The sequence below is a fragment of the Blastococcus sp. VKM Ac-2987 genome (genome assembly GCF_026967805.1).
In the GTDB taxonomy this organism is placed as follows: domain Bacteria; phylum Actinomycetota; class Actinomycetes; order Mycobacteriales; family Geodermatophilaceae; genus Blastococcus.
Genome location: NZ_JAPVBG010000001.1, coordinates 279,433 through 296,831 on the forward strand (window position 1 = coordinate 279,433; position 17,399 = coordinate 296,831).

Annotated in this window: 16 protein-coding genes; 10 read left to right on the plus strand and 6 right to left on the minus strand. The window is 72.3% G+C overall.

Annotated features, from left to right (window positions below):
• Positions 1–88 precede the first annotated feature (88 nt).
• The 8 genes from O2W17_RS01305 (at position 89) to O2W17_RS01340 (ending at position 9,993) form a co-directional block, all read left to right on the plus strand.
• A complete protein-coding gene (locus O2W17_RS01305; protein WP_269190585.1) occupies positions 89–1,345 on the plus strand; it encodes an NRAMP family divalent metal transporter in 1,257 nt (418 codons plus the stop codon).
• 11 nt (positions 1,346–1,356) lie between these two features.
• Positions 1,357–2,115, plus strand: a complete 759-nt coding sequence (locus O2W17_RS01310; protein ID WP_269190586.1) for a LamB/YcsF family protein — start codon at positions 1,357–1,359, stop codon at positions 2,113–2,115.
• On the plus strand, positions 2,115–2,732 hold the full coding sequence (locus tag O2W17_RS01315) for a 5-oxoprolinase subunit B family protein (protein WP_269190587.1): 618 nt from the start codon (positions 2,115–2,117) through the stop codon (positions 2,730–2,732). The genes O2W17_RS01310 and O2W17_RS01315 overlap by 1 nt, the downstream gene beginning before the upstream one ends.
• Positions 2,729–3,571, plus strand: coding sequence for a biotin-dependent carboxyltransferase family protein (locus O2W17_RS01320; protein ID WP_269190588.1), 843 nt, complete (start codon positions 2,729–2,731; stop codon positions 3,569–3,571). Before O2W17_RS01315 ends, O2W17_RS01320 begins: the two co-directional genes overlap by 4 nt.
• A 347-nt stretch (positions 3,572–3,918) precedes the next feature.
• Positions 3,919–5,301 (plus strand): hypothetical protein, encoded by a 1,383-nt coding sequence (locus O2W17_RS01325; RefSeq protein WP_269190589.1) that lies wholly within the window; start codon positions 3,919–3,921, stop codon positions 5,299–5,301.
• Between the two features lie 492 nt (positions 5,302–5,793).
• A complete protein-coding gene (locus O2W17_RS01330) occupies positions 5,794–7,848 on the plus strand; it encodes a GDSL-type esterase/lipase family protein (RefSeq protein ID WP_269190590.1) in 2,055 nt (684 codons plus the stop codon).
• Positions 7,849–7,864: 16 nt separating this feature from the next.
• Entirely contained in the window at positions 7,865–8,641 is a 777-nt protein-coding gene (locus tag O2W17_RS01335; RefSeq protein ID WP_269190591.1) for a glycoside hydrolase family 16 protein, read from the plus strand.
• 209 nt (positions 8,642–8,850) lie between these two features.
• On the plus strand, positions 8,851–9,993 hold the full coding sequence (locus tag O2W17_RS01340) for a glutathione-independent formaldehyde dehydrogenase (protein WP_269190592.1): 1,143 nt from the start codon (positions 8,851–8,853) through the stop codon (positions 9,991–9,993).
• Between the two features lie 88 nt (positions 9,994–10,081).
• Here O2W17_RS01340 and O2W17_RS01345 read toward each other — a convergent pair whose 3' ends face one another.
• The 3 genes from O2W17_RS01345 to O2W17_RS01355 form a co-directional block, all read right to left on the minus strand.
• Positions 10,082–11,191 carry an L-dopachrome tautomerase-related protein gene (locus tag O2W17_RS01345; protein WP_269190593.1) on the minus strand — a complete coding sequence of 370 codons (1,110 nt, stop codon included), beginning with the start codon at positions 11,189–11,191 and terminating at the stop codon, positions 10,082–10,084.
• Positions 11,188–12,747: an alpha/beta hydrolase fold domain-containing protein gene (locus tag O2W17_RS01350; RefSeq protein ID WP_269190594.1), complete on the minus strand. Its 1,560-nt coding sequence runs from the start codon at positions 12,745–12,747 to the stop codon at positions 11,188–11,190. The genes O2W17_RS01345 and O2W17_RS01350 overlap by 4 nt, the downstream gene beginning before the upstream one ends.
• 98 nt (positions 12,748–12,845) lie before the next feature.
• Positions 12,846–13,385 carry a DUF1353 domain-containing protein gene (locus O2W17_RS01355; RefSeq protein WP_269190595.1) on the minus strand — a complete coding sequence of 180 codons (540 nt, stop codon included), beginning with the start codon at positions 13,383–13,385 and terminating at the stop codon, positions 12,846–12,848.
• Between the two features lie 176 nt (positions 13,386–13,561).
• Here O2W17_RS01355 and O2W17_RS01360 point away from each other — a divergent pair, with 176 nt between their 5' ends.
• Positions 13,562–14,575 carry an iron-containing redox enzyme family protein gene (locus tag O2W17_RS01360; RefSeq protein WP_269190596.1) on the plus strand — a complete coding sequence of 338 codons (1,014 nt, stop codon included), beginning with the start codon at positions 13,562–13,564 and terminating at the stop codon, positions 14,573–14,575.
• 15 nt (positions 14,576–14,590) lie between these two features.
• Here O2W17_RS01360 and O2W17_RS01365 read toward each other — a convergent pair whose 3' ends face one another.
• The gene (locus tag O2W17_RS01365; RefSeq protein ID WP_269190597.1) at positions 14,591–15,484 is read right to left on the minus strand and encodes a bile acid:sodium symporter family protein; all 894 of its coding nucleotides are present in this window, start codon (positions 15,482–15,484) and stop codon (positions 14,591–14,593) included.
• A gap of 170 nt (positions 15,485–15,654) precedes the next feature.
• On the opposite strand from O2W17_RS01365, the gene O2W17_RS01370 reads away from it, so the two are divergent.
• Entirely contained in the window at positions 15,655–15,777 is a 123-nt protein-coding gene (locus O2W17_RS01370; RefSeq protein ID WP_269190598.1) for a hypothetical protein, read from the plus strand.
• 38 nt (positions 15,778–15,815) lie between these two features.
• Here the strand turns inward: O2W17_RS01370 and O2W17_RS01375 are convergent, their stop codons facing one another.
• Positions 15,816–16,142: a CDGSH iron-sulfur domain-containing protein gene (locus O2W17_RS01375; RefSeq protein WP_269190599.1), complete on the minus strand. Its 327-nt coding sequence runs from the start codon at positions 16,140–16,142 to the stop codon at positions 15,816–15,818.
• A gap of 48 nt (positions 16,143–16,190) precedes the next feature.
• Positions 16,191–17,315, minus strand: a complete 1,125-nt coding sequence (locus O2W17_RS01380) for an AMIN-like domain-containing (lipo)protein (RefSeq protein WP_269190600.1) — start codon at positions 17,313–17,315, stop codon at positions 16,191–16,193.
• Positions 17,316–17,399 lie beyond the last annotated feature (84 nt).

Genomic DNA, 17,399 nt, shown 5'->3' on the forward strand with positions numbered 1-17,399 from the left:
GTGGCGAGCCTACGTTCATCGAGCCAAAGCGGGCAGCGTGGCCGACAGCATCCCCCGGGCCTGACCGGTTCCACACTCTGGAGCGCACATGTCACACAATCCGACCGAGGGCCCCGCACCCGCCGCCCCTCGAGAGCCACAGCCGACCTCGAAGTTCTCCTCGAGCACGAGGTCGACCCTGCTCGGCGCCATGTTCCTCATGGCCACCTCGGCGATCGGTCCGGGGTTCATCACCCAGACCACGGCGTTCACCGTGCAACTCGGGGTGGCGTTCGCGTTCGCGATCGCCGTCTCGATCGTGGTGGACATCGCGCTGCAGCTGAATGTGTGGCGGGTCATCGGCGTCTCGGGACGACGCGCGCAGGAGTTGGGCAACCTGGTGGCTCCCGGCCTCGGGTGGGCGATGGCCGCGCTGCTGCTGATCGGCGGACTGGTCTTCAACATCGGGAACGTGAGCGGTGCGGGTCTGGGCACCGACGCGATGATGGGCCTCGACCCACGCATCGGGGGGGCCATCTCGGCCGCCATCGCCATCGGCATCTTCATCAGCAAGCGTGCGGGTGTGGCGATCGACCGCATCGTCGTCGTCCTCGGCGTGGTGATGATCCTTCTGACGACCTACATCGCCGTGAGCTCCGGCCCGCCGGTCGGCGAGGCACTGAAGAACGTCGTCCTGCCCGAGGACATCAGCTTCCTGGCCATCACCACGCTGATCGGCGGCACCATCGGGGGCTACATCGTGTATGCCGGAGCGCACCGCCTCCTCGACTCCGGTGTCTCGGGCCCGGACCGCGTCAGAGACATCACCCGTGGCTCGGTCACCGGCATCCTCATCACCGGCGTCATGCGCATCATCCTGTTCCTGGCCATCCTCGGCGTCGTCGCCGGCGGGGCCGAGCTCGACCCGACGAACCAGGCGGCGTCGGCGTTCAACCAGGCTGCAGGCGAGTTGGGCCTGCGGGTGTTCGGCATCGTGCTGTGGGCCGCCGCGATCACCAGCGTCATCGGCGCCTCCTACACGACCGTCTCGTTCGTCACGACCCAGAAGGGCACGAGCGAGCGCACGCGTACGGCCCTGGTGTGCGCCTTCATCGTGTTCACCACCTTCGTCTTCGTCGTGGTCGGTGCCGCGCCGACGACGTTGCTGATCTTCGCCGGCGCGTTCAACGGCCTGCTGCTGCCCTTCGGCATCGGTGTGCTGCTGTGGGTCGCGACGCGTCGCACCGACCTGCTGCGTGGCTACGCCTACCCGAGGTGGCTGCTCGTCGTGGGCTGGGTCGCGTGGCTGCTCACGGTCTACCTGGCCGTGAACTCCATCCGCCCCGTCATCGACCTGTTCTCCTGAGAGGGACCCTTGTGAGCATCGATCTGAACTCCGATCTCGGCGAGGGCTTCGGGCACTGGTCGCTCGGTGACGACGACGCGTTGCTGGGCATCGTCACCAGCGCCAACGTCGCCTGCGGCTTCCACGCGAGTGATGCCTCGATCATGCGGCGGGTCTGCGAGCAGGCGGTGGCCTCCGGGGTGGTGATCGGCGCTCAGGTCGGCTACCGCGACCTGCCGGGGTTCGGGCGGCGCTTCATCGACATCGAGCCCGATGCGCTGACCCAGGACGTGATCTATCAGATCGGTGCGCTCGAGGCGTTCGCGCGGGTCGCGGGGTCGCGAGTGCGCTACGTGAAGCCCCATGGCGCGCTGTACAACGCGATCGTGCACCACGAGGAGCAGGCGGGCGCGGTCGTGCGGGCGATCCTCGACTACGACCGCACGCTGCCGGTGATGGGACTGCCCGGGTCGGTCTGGCTGCGGCAGGCCGAGGAAGCCGGGCTGACGGTCGTACGCGAGGCCTTCGCCGACCGCGCGTACACACCGGGTGCGACGCTGGTCTCCCGGCGCCTGCCGGGGGCGGTGCTGCACGACGCCGACGAGATCGCCGACCGCTGCCTCGCCATGGCCACCGGGAAACCCGTCACCGACATCGATGGCGATGCACTGACCCTGAGCCCCGACTCCATCTGCGTCCACGGCGACACCGCAGGGGCCGTCGACATCGCCCGCGCGGTGAAGGAGGCGCTCACCGCGGCAGGGGTCACCGTCGCGCCGTTCGCACCCTGATGCGGGTGCTGCCCAGCGGGACCACCTCGGTGCTCGTCGAACTGGACGACCTCGACGAGGTGCTCGCCCTCTACGCCGCGCTGGTCGAGGATCCGCCCCCCGGGGTCGTGGATCTCGTCCCGGCTGCGCGGACGGTGCTCGTCATGGCCGACCCATCGGTCACGTCGCTGGACACCGTCGCCGAGGCGGTCCGTCGCACGACGCCTCGTGGCGACCGTCGCGCGGTGGGCGAGCTCGTGGAGATCCCGGTGACCTACGACGGCGAGGACCTCGAAGAAGCAGCGCGGCTGGTCGGTGTCGACGCGGCGGGGCTGGTGCGCCGGCACAGCGAGATCGAGTGGAGCGTGGCGTTCTGCGGCTTCGCCCCCGGTTTCGGCTACCTGACCTCGCCCGACTGGCCGTGGGACCTTCCGCGCCGTTCCTCGCCCCGCACCAAGGTGCCACCGGGGTCGGTCGCCCTGGCGGGGGAGTTCACCGGGGTCTACCCCCGCGAGTCACCCGGCGGGTGGCAGCTTCTCGGGCGCACAGAAGTCGCCGTGTTCGACCTCGCCCGCGACCCCGCAGCGCTGCTGGTCCCCGGGAACCGAGTCCGCTTCATCGACGAGGGCCGGGCATGACCCGCACCCTGACGGTGCTGGCTGCCGGGCCGCTGACGACCGTGCAGGACGCCGGGCGTCCCGGACAGGCGGCGCTGGGCATCGGACGCTCGGGTGCGTGTGACCGGGTGTCGTACGCGCTGTCGAACCGTCTGGTGGGAAACGCCCCGGACGCCGCGGTGCTCGAGGTGACGTTCGGTGGACTGGGCCTGCGCGCCGACGCAGACCTGGTGGTGGTCACCACTGGCGCCCGGTGCCCGGGCTCCATCGCCCACAATGGCCCCGTCGAGCTGCGGGCCGGTGCGGAGATCAGACTCGGTCCGCCGGCGACCGGGCTGCGGACCTATCTCGCGGTGCGCGGCGGGATCGCGGTCGATCCGGTGCTCGGCTCGCGTTCGACCGACATCCTGGCCGGGCTCGGGCCGGCCGTGGTGGCCAACGGCGACGTCCTCCCGGTCGGCGCCCTCGACGGCCAGATGCCCGGGGTGGACCTGGCGCCGGTAGCCGATCCCGCCGGTGATGACGTGACGGTGCGCATCGTGCCGGGACCTCGACGGGACTGGTTTCCCGACGAGGCGTGGGCCATCCTCGCGGGCCAGACCTACCAGGTCACCAGCGACAGCAACCGGGTCGGAGTGCGGCTCGAGGGTGAGCCGCTCGAGCGTTCCCGCACCGGCGAGCTCCCGAGTGAAGGCATGGTCCGCGGCGCCCTGCAGATCCCCCCGTCCGGCAAACCCGTGCTCTTCCTCGCCGACCACCCGGTCACCGGCGGCTACCCCGTCGTCGCCTACGTCGTGGACGAGGACGTCGACCGGTGCGCGCAGCTGCGCCCAGGCCAAGCCTTGCGATTTCGCGGCTAGCTCGGTCCTCATGTCTCCACGCCCGCACTGTGTGGATTCGAAAAACGGGCCACCCGTTCGACTCGCATGTTCCACAGATAGCTCGGCGAACCGGGGAGGCTGACAGCGGACTGAAAGAAGGCGCGCCCGACAGCGGACACTTCTCTGTCGAGCATTGTCGGCCCACTCCCGGCCTTACGTCGGGAGAATTCGCCGTGCTCGAAAACATGTCCGCTCGTCACCGTGAATTCGAAGACCGCGGAATAAACGCTGTGCAGGGGTTCCCGCGGAACCAATCCGGTAGGACAGTGTTGCTCTGGCGTCCGCCCTCACAGTCGCCGCCCACGTTCGTCTTACGGGAGGTCCACATGGCAACAAGCAGGTCGCTCGGCCGGCGCGCCGCGGTTGTTGGCGTCAGCTCGGCCGTCGCATTGTCGTCGGTCGCGTCGTGGTCGGCGTCGTCGGCGAACGCTACGCCTCAGCAGGAGACGGAGAATCAGCCATATCCCACGACCTGCCTCACCAGCGACGCGGTCCTCACCGTCGAGGAGCAGCGCATCGGCCAGCCGCTGGTCGAGGGCGGGGAGTCCGCAGCGGAGCAGTTCCTCGAGGCCGCAGGCTTCGAGGACGCGGTCAGGCAGTTCACCTCCGATCTCTGCGCGGCGCAGGATCTCGCCGAGGCCGAGGAGGTCGTACGGCGTCACGGCGAGGCGCTGTGGGAGCTTGCCGTGGCTCGCGCCCAGGGCGAGGAGGAGATCGGGACGATCGACCGGTACGACGACCGACCCCTCTACTGGGCCCGTCTGCACATGACGCGTGCGCTGCGCCAGTGGGAGGCGCCGGTCGACGTGAGTGGCATCCAGCGCAATGCCTTGGTGCACATCCTGGATTACGCATCCCGTGGCATCACCTCCATCGAGTGGCCGGAGGATTCCGAGGGCGCCAAGCGGGTGATGATCAGCGGATTCGACACCTACAGCCTCGACAGCAGCCTGCGGAACTCCAACCCCTCGGGGGCCACTGCCCTGCAACTCGATGGCCGGACACTCGAGACCGACACCGGCCCCGTGGTCGTAGAGGCCGTCGTATTCCCGGTGAACTGGACCGACTTCGACCAGGGCATCGTCGAGGACGCATTCGGTCAGGTTCTCGCCACCGGAGAGAACCGTGCTGACCTCATCATGACGATCAGCCAGACCGGCCGCGGAAGGATGGACATCGAGCAGTGGGCCGCCAATTTCCGCGGTGGGTTCCCCGACAACAACCGCAACATGCTCTTCGGGCCGATCTCACGTCCCTCGCATTGGCCACAGCCTTTCGACTCACCGGAGTGGATCGAGACGACGCTGCCCTACGAGGCGATGATCGACGCCGGCACCGGCCCCTGGCCGGTCGTGCTCAACGACGGGATCTGCGAATGGCCTGCGGGGACCTATCCATCCCCGTCCGCGGTGCAGTGCCAGGACGACCCGTCAGAGGGCTCCACGGCAGCCTCCGGGCCGGGCGGGAGCTACCTGTCCAACGAGAGCATGTACCGCTCCAACCGACTGCGCATCGGCATCGGGGCGTGGGATGTCCCAGGAGGACACCTGCACATCTCGGCTCTCGAGTACCCCGAGGACCTCGCCGCACTGACCAGCCCTGAGTTCGAAGCCGACCGCCAAGCCGTCGTAGACCAGACGATCGAGCTGGTGAGGGCAGCCGGCGCGGCTGCACCTGAGGGAGGCGTCGAGGAAGAGCCCGCACCCTAGCGACCAGTACGCCGGCAACCGTGGCGTGTTCGCACGTCACGGTTGCCGGTGGACCTCGTCAGGAGTCGGTGACGACCATGTGCCCCGGCGCCTGGGTGATGGGGTCGGAAATGCCCAGCGAGGCCAGCCCCGACGTGCACCGGCGCCCCATGCACCACGGGCAACCGGGCGGTGACCTGCACAACCTGCACGACCAGCGAGGCGGGATGGGCCGCATCGACACCACGAGCGGCCCAGAGAGCCGTTGGGCGGGTCGACAGTTGAGTACACCGACGATGGGCCCGTGCGAGCCAGCGGCTCTCCCGCACGATGTCCATGTGGCCGACCGGACGATCGTCGGGTCCGCGGTGCGTGCGGGTCGTGGTGGGCGACCGGGCCCGGGACCGTAGCCGATGTCATTGGCGCGGCGTAGCGTCCGGCCCCTCAGGCAGATGCGCACCCGGCGGCCGACCGCCCGCCGTGCGGTGCCCGTCTCCGTCACGGGGAGTCGTCGTGGGTCCTGCACGTCGCAGTGCGCTGGCGATCGGCGGCGTCGTCGCGCTGCTGACCTCGTCCGCCGCCGTCACGATCGCCGCCGGGGCCGAGCCCGGCGACTGCCCGGACGTGGCGATCGTGGGTGCGCGTGGCTCGACGGAGCCGATCACCACGACCAACCGCGGGATGGGCACGAACGCCGACTACTTCGCCGACGGGCTCGAGCGCGAGCTCCGGGCGCGGCACGGGAGCGGGCTCGTGATCGAGGACGTGGCCGTCGCGCACTCCCCCACCCCGGTCAGCGTGCTGACCCCGACGCGGACCGAGCTGACCGCGCTCGCGGATCCTGCCCGGCGAGCGGCGGCGATGGACCGCTACGAGACCGAACGCCTCGGGGCGTACACGCGCAGCGTCGACCCGGGCGTCGGGTCGGCCGTCGACCAGATGGTCGCGCTGCACGCCCGGTGCCCGGGCGCCGGCTTCGTCCTGGCCGGCTACTCGCAGGGCGCGATGGTCGTGCACCAGGTGCTTTCCCGTCTCGCGGACGAGGGCCGGACGAGCCTGCTGTCGCGCGTCACCGGGAGCGTCCTCGTCGCCGACGGGGACCGGGTGGCCCAGACGGCAGCCACGCGTCGCGGGACGGCGGCCTCCACCGCGCAGGGGATCCGCACCGCCCTCCAGCCCACCGGCCGGGACGTCGCGGCGACGCCGCCGGTGTTCGACCTCTGCCTCGCCCGGGACATCGCCTGCGACTTCGACCCGGTGCGCCTCCTGCAGCGGGGCGTCTCCCCGTCGCTGTCCGCGCTGAAGGAGGCGTCGCAGATCCACTCCGGGACCGGCTACCGCTCCCTGATGCTGCAGGCCGCCCGGGAGATCGCCGCGTCGTTCACCCCCGCCCCGTCGCCCACGCCCACCTCCTCGGCGACGAGCACGACCACCACGGCCACCCCGACCACCACGACGCCGGTCCCCACCACCACGACGGCTCCCAGCACGACGACGACACCGCCGACCACGACCACCCCGCCCCCGGCCGGCGGCGGGTCGGCAGCCCTCGCCGCCTTCCTCGCGGCCCGCGCCGACAGCGCTGCCGGCCGCGGCCCGCTCGACGTCGTGGTCGTCGGTGACTCGGTCACCGAGGGCCGTGACGTGGGCAAGGGCAACCGGTGGGTGGACACGCTGCTCGACCTGCTGCGCGACCGCTACCAGCCGCCCGGGATCGCCGGCGGCGAGGGCTACGTGCCGGCCTACTACGCCGCCGGGGGCATGGCCGACCGCTTCACCTTCGGTGGGACGCCCACGCTGGGGTCCCAGTACGGCCTCGGGATGCGCGCCAACCACATGCCTTCCGGCGCGGGGAACTCGATGACCGCGACGTTCAGCGGCACGTCGTTCGAGCTGCACTACGCCAGCAGCCTCAACACGGGGACGATCACCGTCTCCGTCGACGGCGCGGCGGGCACCCCCGTCCCGACCGCCGGCGGCAGCTACACCCCGGGCGACGGCGGCAGCTGGACCTCCCCGCCGCTGCCCCGCGGCACGCACACGGTCACGCTCACCAACACCAGCGGCCGGACCGTGCTGGTCGAGGGCATCAGCGTCTACGACGGCGACGAGGCCGCCGGCGTCCGCCTGTGGGAGGCGGGGCACTCCGGCTGGCAGGCCGAGGACTACGCCAACCGGCCGACCGCGCCTCAGCACGGCCAGGCCGTCGCCTCCGCGGCGCCGCACCTGGTCGTGGTGGCACTCGGCTACAACGACGTCGTCGCCGGGTTCACCGCCGCCCAGTTCCGCGACTACCTCACCACGACCGTCGCGCACCTCCGCAGCCCCGACGTCGGCCCCGACCCGTCGGTGCTGATCGTCGGGTACCCGCGGCGCACCGACGTCTCCACCGCCGCCTGGGACGCCTACCTGCAGGCCATGGCCGACGTCGCCACCGACCGGGGGTACGCGTTCGCCGACCTGTCCGCGCTGCCGGACTTCGGCATGTCGGCCGACGGCGTGCACCCGACCGCGGTCGGGCACACCCAGATCGCCGAGGCGCTCGACCGGTTCCTGGCCGCCGCCTGACCTCCCCTGGATCGCCATGACCGCCGACCTCCCCTTCGACGAGGGCTTCGACGATCCGGTCCTCGATCCCGGCGTCTGGCTGCCGCACTACCTGCCCCACTGGAGCTCCCGGGCGGAGTCCGCGGCGGCCTACGACATCGCCGGCTCCTGCCTGCGGCTGCACCTGCCCGAGCACCACCCGCTCTGGTGCCCCGACGACCACCCGCCGCTACGGGTCTCCGGCATCCAGTCCGGCGTCTTCTCCGGCCCGGTGGGCAGCACCATCGGCCAGCAACCGGTGCGCCCCGGCGCCGTCGTGAAGGAGGAGCAGGCGCCGCTCCGGGGCTGGATGCCGCGGTACGGCCACCTGGAGATGCGGGCGCGGGCGAGGCTCACCCCTCGGTCCATGGTCGCCTGGTGGCTGGTCGGCCTGGAGGACCGGCCGGAGCGCTGCGCGGAGCTCTGCGTCATGGAGGTCTTCGGCGACGCCGTGGAGCCCGGCGTCAGCGCCGCCGTCGGCATGGGCACGCACCCGTTCCGCGACCCGCGCATGGTCGAGGACTTCGCCGCCCCCCGGCTGGCGCTCGACGTCACCAAGTTCCACACCTACGCCGTCGACTGGCGGGCCGAGCAGGCGGTGTTCCTCGTGGACGGCGAGCCGGTCCGGACCGTCGGCGTCACCCCCGACTACCCGATGCAGTCCATGCTGGCCGTCTTCGACTTCCCCGGGAAGGCCGTGCCCGGGGAGCCGTACACGGAGCCGGAGCTGGTCGTCGACCGCATCCGGGGGCCGGCGTCCGCCTCCGGGGTGTGAGCGGGCCCTACGCCGGCCGTCCGACCGGGAGTATCCGTTGCGTGCCATCCGGGTGTGCACCCCCGGTCGTCGGGTAGGGGAGAACGGTCTCGGGGCCGCCGCGGCACCGCACCCCGCCGGGTCGCGCACCGCCTCTGGCCGGCCCCTCCCCGGCTCGCCACGTACGGCACCCGCCGTCGCGGCCGGCCGCCCGAAAGACAGGAGCGCACATGAGAGCCGTCGTCTACCGCGGACCGAAGAACGTCTCCGTCGAAGAGGTTCCCGATCCGTCGATCCAGTCGCCGACCGACGCGATCATCCGGATCACCACCACCAACATCTGCGGGTCCGACCTGCACATGTACGAGGGCCGCACCTCCGTGGAGGAGGGCAAGGTCCTCGGCCACGAGAACATGGGCGTCGTCGAGGCGGTCGGCGACGGTGTCGACCGGATCAAGGTCGGCGACCGGGTGTCGGTCCCGTTCAACATCGCCTGCGGCACCTGCCGCAACTGCACGGCCGGGTGGACGTCGTTCTGCCTGCGCGCCAACCCGACCGAGGGCATGGACGGCGCGGCCTACGGCTACGCCAACATGGGGCCCTACGACGGCGGGCAGGCCGAGTACCTCCGGGTGCCGTGGGCCGACGTCAACCTGCTGCACCTGCCCGAGGGCACCGAGCACGAGAACGACTTCACCATGCTGTCGGACATCTTCCCGACCGGCTGGCACGGGGTGGAGCTCTCCGGCTTCCAGGTCGGCGACCGGGTCGCGGTCTTCGGCGGCGGACCCGTCGGCCTGATGGCCGCGCACAGCGCCATGATCCGCGGCGCGTCGCAGGTCTTCGTGGTCGACAAGGAGCCCGACCGGCTCGCGTTGGCGGGGAAGTTCGGCGCCACCCCGGTCGACTTCAGCGCCGCCGACCCGGTCCAGCAGCTGCTGGACGCCACCGGCGGCCGCGGCGTGGACCGCGGCGTCGAGGCCGTCGGCTACCAGGCGCACGACCCCTCCGGCGAGGAGCACCCGGAGCTGGTGCTGGACAACCTGGCGCAGGTCGTCCGCTCGACCGGCGGGATCGGGGTCGTCGGTGTCTACATGCCGGAGGACCCGGGCGCGGCCAGCGACCTGGCCAAGGAGGGCCGGATCCCATGGCAGTTCGGGACCTTCTTCACCAAGGGGCAGTCGATGGGCAGCGGGCAGGCACCGGTGAAGCGGTACAACCGGCAGCTGCGCGACCTCATCGTCAGCGGCCGGGCGAACCCCGGGCTGATCACCTCGCACGAGCTCGGTCTGGACCAGGCCGTCGAGGGCTACCAGCACTTCGATGACCGCGACAGCGGCTGGACCAAGGTGCTGCTCAAGCCCGGCGCCTGACCAGGATCCCGGCCTTCCAGGGCACGGGACCACGCGACGCAGCCCCCGCCGGGATCTCCCGGCGGGGGCTGCGTCGTGCGTGCGTCGTTCAGCGCAGCCGGACCGGCCCGGCGTCGATCGGGGTGCGGAACAGCACGTAGGGCTTGCGGCGCTGGTCCTCCCCGCCGCGGTACTTGTCCTGCCGGTACAGCTGGTTGGCCGTGACGTAGAGGTGCCCGTCCGCGGCGACCGACATGGTGTCGGGCCACAGCAGCCGCGGATCGGCCACCACGGTCTCCCACGTCCCGTCGGGCAGCCGCCGGTGGATGGCGTCGTGCTCTCCGTCGGTCACGTACAACCGGCCCTGGTCGTCGGTCTCCATGCCGTCGCCGACGGAGCCCTTGTCGCCCTCGTCCGTGACCGTGGCGGCGACCGCGTCGTCGTCGGCCGACCGGTCGGTGAGCGCGTCGACCGACACGCTCCACCACCGGCGGGAGGCCAGGCAGCAGTAGTACAGCCGGCTCCCGTCGGCGGCGATGGCGATGCCGTCCGCTCCCATCAGGATCGGGGAGGTGCCGCCGTCCTCCGCCCGTTCGACGAAGTCCTGCCCCTCCACGACCATTCGCAGCTCCGGCGCGGGCACGGCCTTGGTCGACGGGTGCTCGTGCAGCCGGCGCCAGCTCTCCCCCGACGCCAGGTCCACCACGATGATGCCGTTGGGCCCTTGGTCGGAGGAGTCGGTGATGTACGCCGTCCCCGCCTCGCCGCGCCGCAGGTCGAACCGGACGTCGTTCAGGTAGGTCGTCTGCAGGGCGACGTCGGCCGGGAACAGGATGGTCTGCACCACCTCGTCGGTGCTCAGGTCGACGCAGACCAGCTTGGGCCCGCCGTGCTCGGTGGGCCGGAACATCGGGCTACCGGTGTCCAGCAGCCACAGCCGGTCCGCAGGGTCGACGACGACGCTCTGCACCGACACCAGCCGCTCGGGGTCGGCGTCGGAGCGGTTGTCGTTGCGCTCCTGGCTCGGGAACGCCACGACCTCGCCGTCGCGCAGCTCGCCGACGGTGAAGCCGACGTCGTCACCCCACTTGGGGTAGCAGACGAACACCCGGCCGGCGTGCGAGACGCTCACGCCGGTCGGCATCGCCCCGTGGAAGAGGTGGACGACCTCCAGCCGGCCCAGGGTCTCGTGGACCGCAGGCTCCTCCGCCGCCGTCACGCCGTCGTCCCGAAGGCGCGCCGGAAGTGCTGCGCCGCCTCCTGCTGGGCCTGCTCGGCCTTGTCCAGGACGGCGGCGGCCCCGAAGAACTCGTGCATGACGCCCTCGTAGTACCGGTGCGTCGTGGGCACGCCGGCCGCCTCGAGGTCGGTCGCGAACTGCTGGCCCTGGCTGCGCAGCACGTCCCGCTCGTCGGTGATGACCAGCGTCGGCGGCATCGACGCCCGCTGCTCCGGCGTCCAGTCCAGCAGCGCGATGCGCGGGTCCGTCGCCGCGTCCGGCTTGCCCTGGAAGGCGTGCATCGCCATCCAGGACAGCAGCGCCCGGTTCAGCGGGCGGGCGTCGGCGGCGTCCTCCATCGACTCGCCGAACTGCTCGCCGGTCGTCAGCGGGTAGACGCAGACCTGCGCCAGCGGGAGCGGCTGGTCGTTGACTGCCAGCGTCAGCGCGGTCGCCGGGGCCATGTTCCCGCCGACCGACTCGCCGCCGATCGCCATCCGGGACGGGTCGCCGCCGAGCTGGGCGGCGTTCTCCCGCACCCACGTCCAGGCGGTCAGGACGTCGTCGTGGGCCGCCGGGAAGACCGCCTCGGGCGCCCGTCGGTAGTCGGGGCTGACGATGATCGCGCCGGTCTTGTTGCACAGGCCCCGGCAGGAGTCGTCGTAGTGGTCGTCGGTGTCGAACAGGACCCACCCGCCGCCGTGGATCCACATGATGATCGGCAGCGCACCGGGCCAGGTGCCGGCGGGCTTGTAGACGCGCAGCCGCTGCTGGCCGCCCGCACCGTCGGGGATCATCAGGTCCTCGACCGAGCCGACCGGCTCGGGACCCTCGATGCCCCGCTCGGCCATGACCTTCTGGACCGCCTGCTTGGGGCCCGGCTGTTTGCGCGCCTGGTCCGGGGTGAGGATCTCGAAGGGCAGCGGACCCAGCGAGGAGTGCGCGTCGATGATCGCCTGCGCCTGGGGGTCGAGCAGCCCGGAGGGGTCGGTGGCCTGCTCCTTCTGCTTGCCCGACAGGATGTCGCGCACGTGGTCCAGCGGCTTGGCCAGCATCCCGGCGATCCGCTCGGCCAGGCCCTCGTCGGGCGCGTGCGGGTGCGGGCGGGTCGGCGCCTGGCGCTTGGCCGCCAGGAACTTCTCCCCCAGCTCCGCCATGCGCGCAGGCCCGGCCTTCGCCCGGAACTCCGGCAGCTCCTCGTCCTCCTCGTCGTGCACGTGGTGGCGGACGACCTGGATGAGCGTGGTCAGGGCCTGCTCGAACTCCGGCTCGCCGGGCTCGGTGCGGCCCAGGACGACGAGCAGCTCCTTGATCTCCTGGTGCTCCTGCTCGGCGTCGTCGTGCTCGTCCTCCATCCCGAGCTCCGTCCACAGCGGGTAGAGCACGGTCTCCTCGGCGAAGGCGTGCAGCGCCAGCTGCACCGAGATCTGGTCCACGAGCACCCGCCGGTTGCCGCGACCGGCCTCCAGGTGCTGGAACTGCCGCTCGACGGCGGCGTGGTCGTCGGCGATCAGGTGGTCGATGTCGCCCGGCTGGGTCGCGTACGAGAGTGCCATGGGTACCTCCGGGATCGGTTGTGCGCGATCGGTTCCCTGGTCGCCTACCCGGCTCCCCGGATCCGACACGGATCGCCGCTCCCGGTCGCAGCGCATGGTCAGGTGCGGAAGGAACCGGCGTCCTCCGGCGACGACCCGGTGAGCAGGCCGACGACCGCCTCGACGAAGCCGTAGGCGACCAGCGCCGCGGTGATGAGCACGGCGGGCGGCAGGACCACCGGCGCCGCCAGCAGGGAGATGCCGAGGACGGCGGGCGCGCTGCGCCACCAGCCCGCTCCGCGCACCGGATCGGCGAAGGCGCCCCACCGCACGCCGGTCCACATCAACCACCGCCGCACCACGGGGACGCCGCTCTCCCGCAGCACCCGCCGGAAGAGGCCGTCGGCCTCCCACGCCGTCACCAGCCCGCTGACGATCCCGGCGGTGACGAGCCAGTCGTGCAGGATCGCCGCGGCGGTGTAGCGGCCGAACCGCGGCACCAGCCACACCACCGCCCGGGGCACCGTGGCGAAGTCGGTCACGAACCCGGCGGGCACCACGAAGCGGTCGCGGTCGCCGGCGTAGACCAGCGGCTCGACCACCGTCCACCGCTGCTCGTCCAGCCGCCGCACCACGACGCCCCCGACCTCGAACGGCACCGCCTCTCCTCCCCGTCCCCGTCCCCGGCCCGTTCCGCTCAGCGCAGGGCCGGTGCGCTCCCGCGGCGCGACGGCCGGGTCACGCGCGGATCGTGCCAAGCTCGCCACCCCTGCCGCCGGGCGACGTCACATCCGGCGGTGCATCGTTTCCGCGGCCGCTGGGCATGGTGACGATCATGCGCCTGCCCGAACCCCGCGGTCCGCTCAGCGACGCCCTCGCCGCCGACCTCGCCGCCGGCGCCGGTCTCGCGGCCACGACGATCGCCCGCGCCGAGCGGCTGCCCACCGATCCGGGCGGTGCCCTGACCGACGACGACCTCCAGCTCTCCCTCGCCGTCTGCTACGAGCTGCACTACCGGGGGTTCGACGGGGTGTCGGAGGACTGGGAGTGGGATCCCGCGCTGCTGCAGCTGCGCGCCGGCCTGGAGCGGCGGCACCTGGCCGCGCTGCGGGAGCTGATCGGGCAGGTGCCGGTGAGCACCGAGCCGATCGACCAGCAGCTGACGGCGCTGATCGCCGCCGACGACGGCCCCTCGCTTTCGTCCTTCATGGCCAAGAACGGCACCCTCGAGCAGTGGCGGGAGTACCTGACCCTCCGGTCGGTGTACCACCTGAAGGAGGCCGATCCGCACACCTTCGCCATCCCCCGGCTGTCCGGGCGGACGAAGGCGGCCATGGTCGAGATCCAGGCCGACGAGTACGGCGGTGGCTCGGCCGAGCGCATGCACAGCGAGCTGTTCGCTGGTCTGATGCGCGATCTGGACCTCGACGCCGGCTACGGGGCGCTGTGGGACGAGGCCCCGGCCGTGGCCTTCGCCTCGGTCAACACCATGTCCCTGTTCGGGCTGCACCGGCGCTGGCGCGGTGCGGCGCTGGGGCACCTGGCCACCGTGGAGATGACCTCCTCCGAACCCAGCCGGCGGTACTCCGCGGGGCTGCGCCGGCTGGGCTTCGACGGGCGGACGACGGTCTTCTACGACGAGCACGTCGAGGCCGACGCCGTCCACGAGCAGATCGCCTCGGTCGACATGTGCGGGTCGCTGGTGGCCGGTGAGCCCGGGCTCACCGGCGACGTCCTGTTCGGCGCCGCGGCCTCGCTGGCCATGGACGGGCTGGCCGCCACCCACCTGCTCGGCGCCTGGAAGGCCGGCCGGTCGGCCCTCCACCGGCAGGACGCACTCGCGGCCTGACCGGGCCGGCCGGCGTCAGCCGGCGCGGACCGGCTCGCCCTCGTCCCGCGCCGCGGCGCCGGTCCGGGTGATGACCCAGCCGAACAGGGCCGCCACGGGGAACATGAGCACCCCGTAGACGGCGGCCGGCACGGCGAGCTCGACGCTGCCCAGCACGCTGACCGCGACCGCGATCGCGAGGGTGCTGTTGTGGATGCCGATCTCGAAGGAACTGGCGATCGCCTGGGTGCGCCCGATGCCCAGCAGCCGCGGGACCGCGAAGCCGACCGCCAGGCTGCACAGGCAGAAGACGAGCGCCGGCAGGCCGACGTCGCGCAGGTAGTTCCCGACGTCGTCCCGCTCGGCCAGCATCGTCCCGACGATCACCAGCGCGAGCACCACCGCGGACAGGATCCGCACCGGCTTGTCCATCCGGTCGGCGAACGCCGGTGCCGACCGGCGCACCAGCATCCCGAGGGCGACCGGGATCAGCACGATCGCGAAGACCTGCACCGTCTTGCCGAACTGCAGGCCCAGCGTGCCGGCCTCCGGGGGGTCGAACCAGCCGACCGCCAGGTTCGTCACCAGGGGCAGCGTGACGACCGCGATCACCGAGTTGATGGCGGTCAGGCTGATGTTCAGCGCGACGTCGCCCCGGAACAGGTGGCTGAACAGGTTCGCGGTGGTCCCGCCCGGCGAGGCCGCGAGCAGCAGCATGCCCACCGCCAGCAGCGGCGGGAGGTCGAAGGCGAGGACCAGGCCGAAGCACAGCACCGGGAGCAGGAGGAGCTGCAGCGCGAGGGCGATGACGACGGCCTTCGGCTGCCGCCCGACCCGGGCGAAGTCCGCCGGCGTGAGCGACAGGCCGAGCCCGAACATGACCACTGCAAGGGCGAGCGGCAGCGCGACGGTGCTGAGCGCAGAATCCACGGTTCCTCCGATCGGGCGCCGGCCGGACCGAGGGTCCGCCGGCGGTGTGTTGCTGCGCATGATGCGCGATCCAGGTCACGGTCCGACAGCCCGGCGGGCGGGACACACCCGTCCGTGCGGGCGGCCGGAGCCGGATGCGGACCGCTGCCGTTCCGGCTCGACATCCGGTGGTGACCGCGGGCATCAGCGCGACCAGCGCGGTCATCGGCGAGCTCGACGCCGTGCAGGCCCGTATCGCGGAGATCCTCGAGGAGCAGGTCCGCATGGCGCGGGCGTTCGAGGCCGCCCGCTGACCGGTTCTCCGCTCCCGTCGGGTGGGGCGCCGCGGCGGCTAGTCGTCCCGGCGCTCCTCGCGCCGGAGCTGCGCCGCGGGGCGCGGCCGGCTGGGCGCACTGGGGGCGGAGAAGCCCGACCGCTTGTGCGAGCCGTCGCAGAACGGCTTGATCCCCGACTTGCCGCACCGGCACAGCGCGATGGTCCCCCGGCCCGGGTCGATCTCGGCGCCGTCCTGGTCCACCAGCCGGAAGCTGCCCCGGACGAGCAGCGGGCCGTCCCGGTAGGGGGTGATGGTGGCGCCGTCGGCCTGCCCGGCGGTGACTTCCGCCCCGGACTCGACGTCCTCCGGCAGCTCCGGCCCGACCGGCGGTGATCCCGACACGCCCCCAGCATGCCCTGGCCGCGCAGGACGGCGCGCCGGCACCCCGGATCAGGGCTCCGTGAACTCGAGGGTCTCCACCATGCGGTCCAGGAGCCCGACGTTGCGCCGGTAGTCGAACTGCCGCAGGTCGATGGTGTTGACCACCAGGGTGCGCGGTCCGTCCTCCCCCTCCCCGAGGTCGACGACGTAGCCGGTCGACCGGACCCCTTCGGGCCAGAGGCCCTGGCCCGAGGAGACCCGTTCGATCCGCACCGCGCGCCGGCCGTCGACCGTGGTCTCGGTCCGGCTCACCTCCTCGGGGCCGCCCGGGCCCACGACGAGGTCGTACGGGATGGAGTCCACCGACGCGGTGATCGAACCCACCCGGGCGTCGGTACCGGGCGGCACCGCGAACGGCTCCGGGGCGAACCGCGTGCAGGCGGGCACGGTCAGCCCCGAGTTGACCGACCACGACCCCGGGTAGGAGACCTCGAAGCCGGCCGGGCTCTGGCAGCGCTGCGAGAGCGCGAGGGGAGCCGCCGGCTCCTCCGCGAGGATGTCGACCACGAGCCGCTGCGGCGAGCTCAGCGTGCCGACCGCGAACGGCCGCTCGCGGTCCACCCCGGCGAAGAACGTGTAGCGGCCCTCGAAGAGCGTGTCCTCGACCAGCGTGTCCAGGACGTTCGCATCCGCGAGGGTCAGCTGGGACGCCCCCGCCCAGGGCTCGATGCCGTCGGGTGCGTCGCCGGGGAGTGCGATGTTGGTCAGCGTGATGCCCAGGGCCGCCGTCCCGGGCACCTCGACGGGAGCTCCCGACCCCTGGGCCTGCGGCTCGTCTGTGTAGCCGACCTGCCAGCCGGCCTCGCCCTCGCCGGCGACCTGGAAGACGATCCGGTCGAAGCCCTCGTGGCTGACGAGCTCCACCTCGACGAGCGCCACCGGCGGGCCGTCCCCCGGGCCGGTGGAGCCGGCGGTGTCGCCGTCCTCCACCGGCTGGAGGGCATCCCCGCCGTCGTCGCCGCCGTCGTCCTCGTCGTCGACCGGGGCCTCGCCGTCCGGCTCCGCGCCGTCCTCCGTCGGCGCCGTCGCCGTCGCGGTCACCGTCGGCCCGGCGTCGGCCGGTGGCTCGTCGTCGCTGGTGCAGGCGGTCAGGACCAGCACCGAGGCGACGCCGGCGGCAGGGAGGAGGCGCATCGCACGTCCTGACTGGATCGGGGGCAGGGCTCCCTCTCCCCTTGCCGTCCCCGGCCGATCTCAACCCCGCGCGGCGCATTGCCA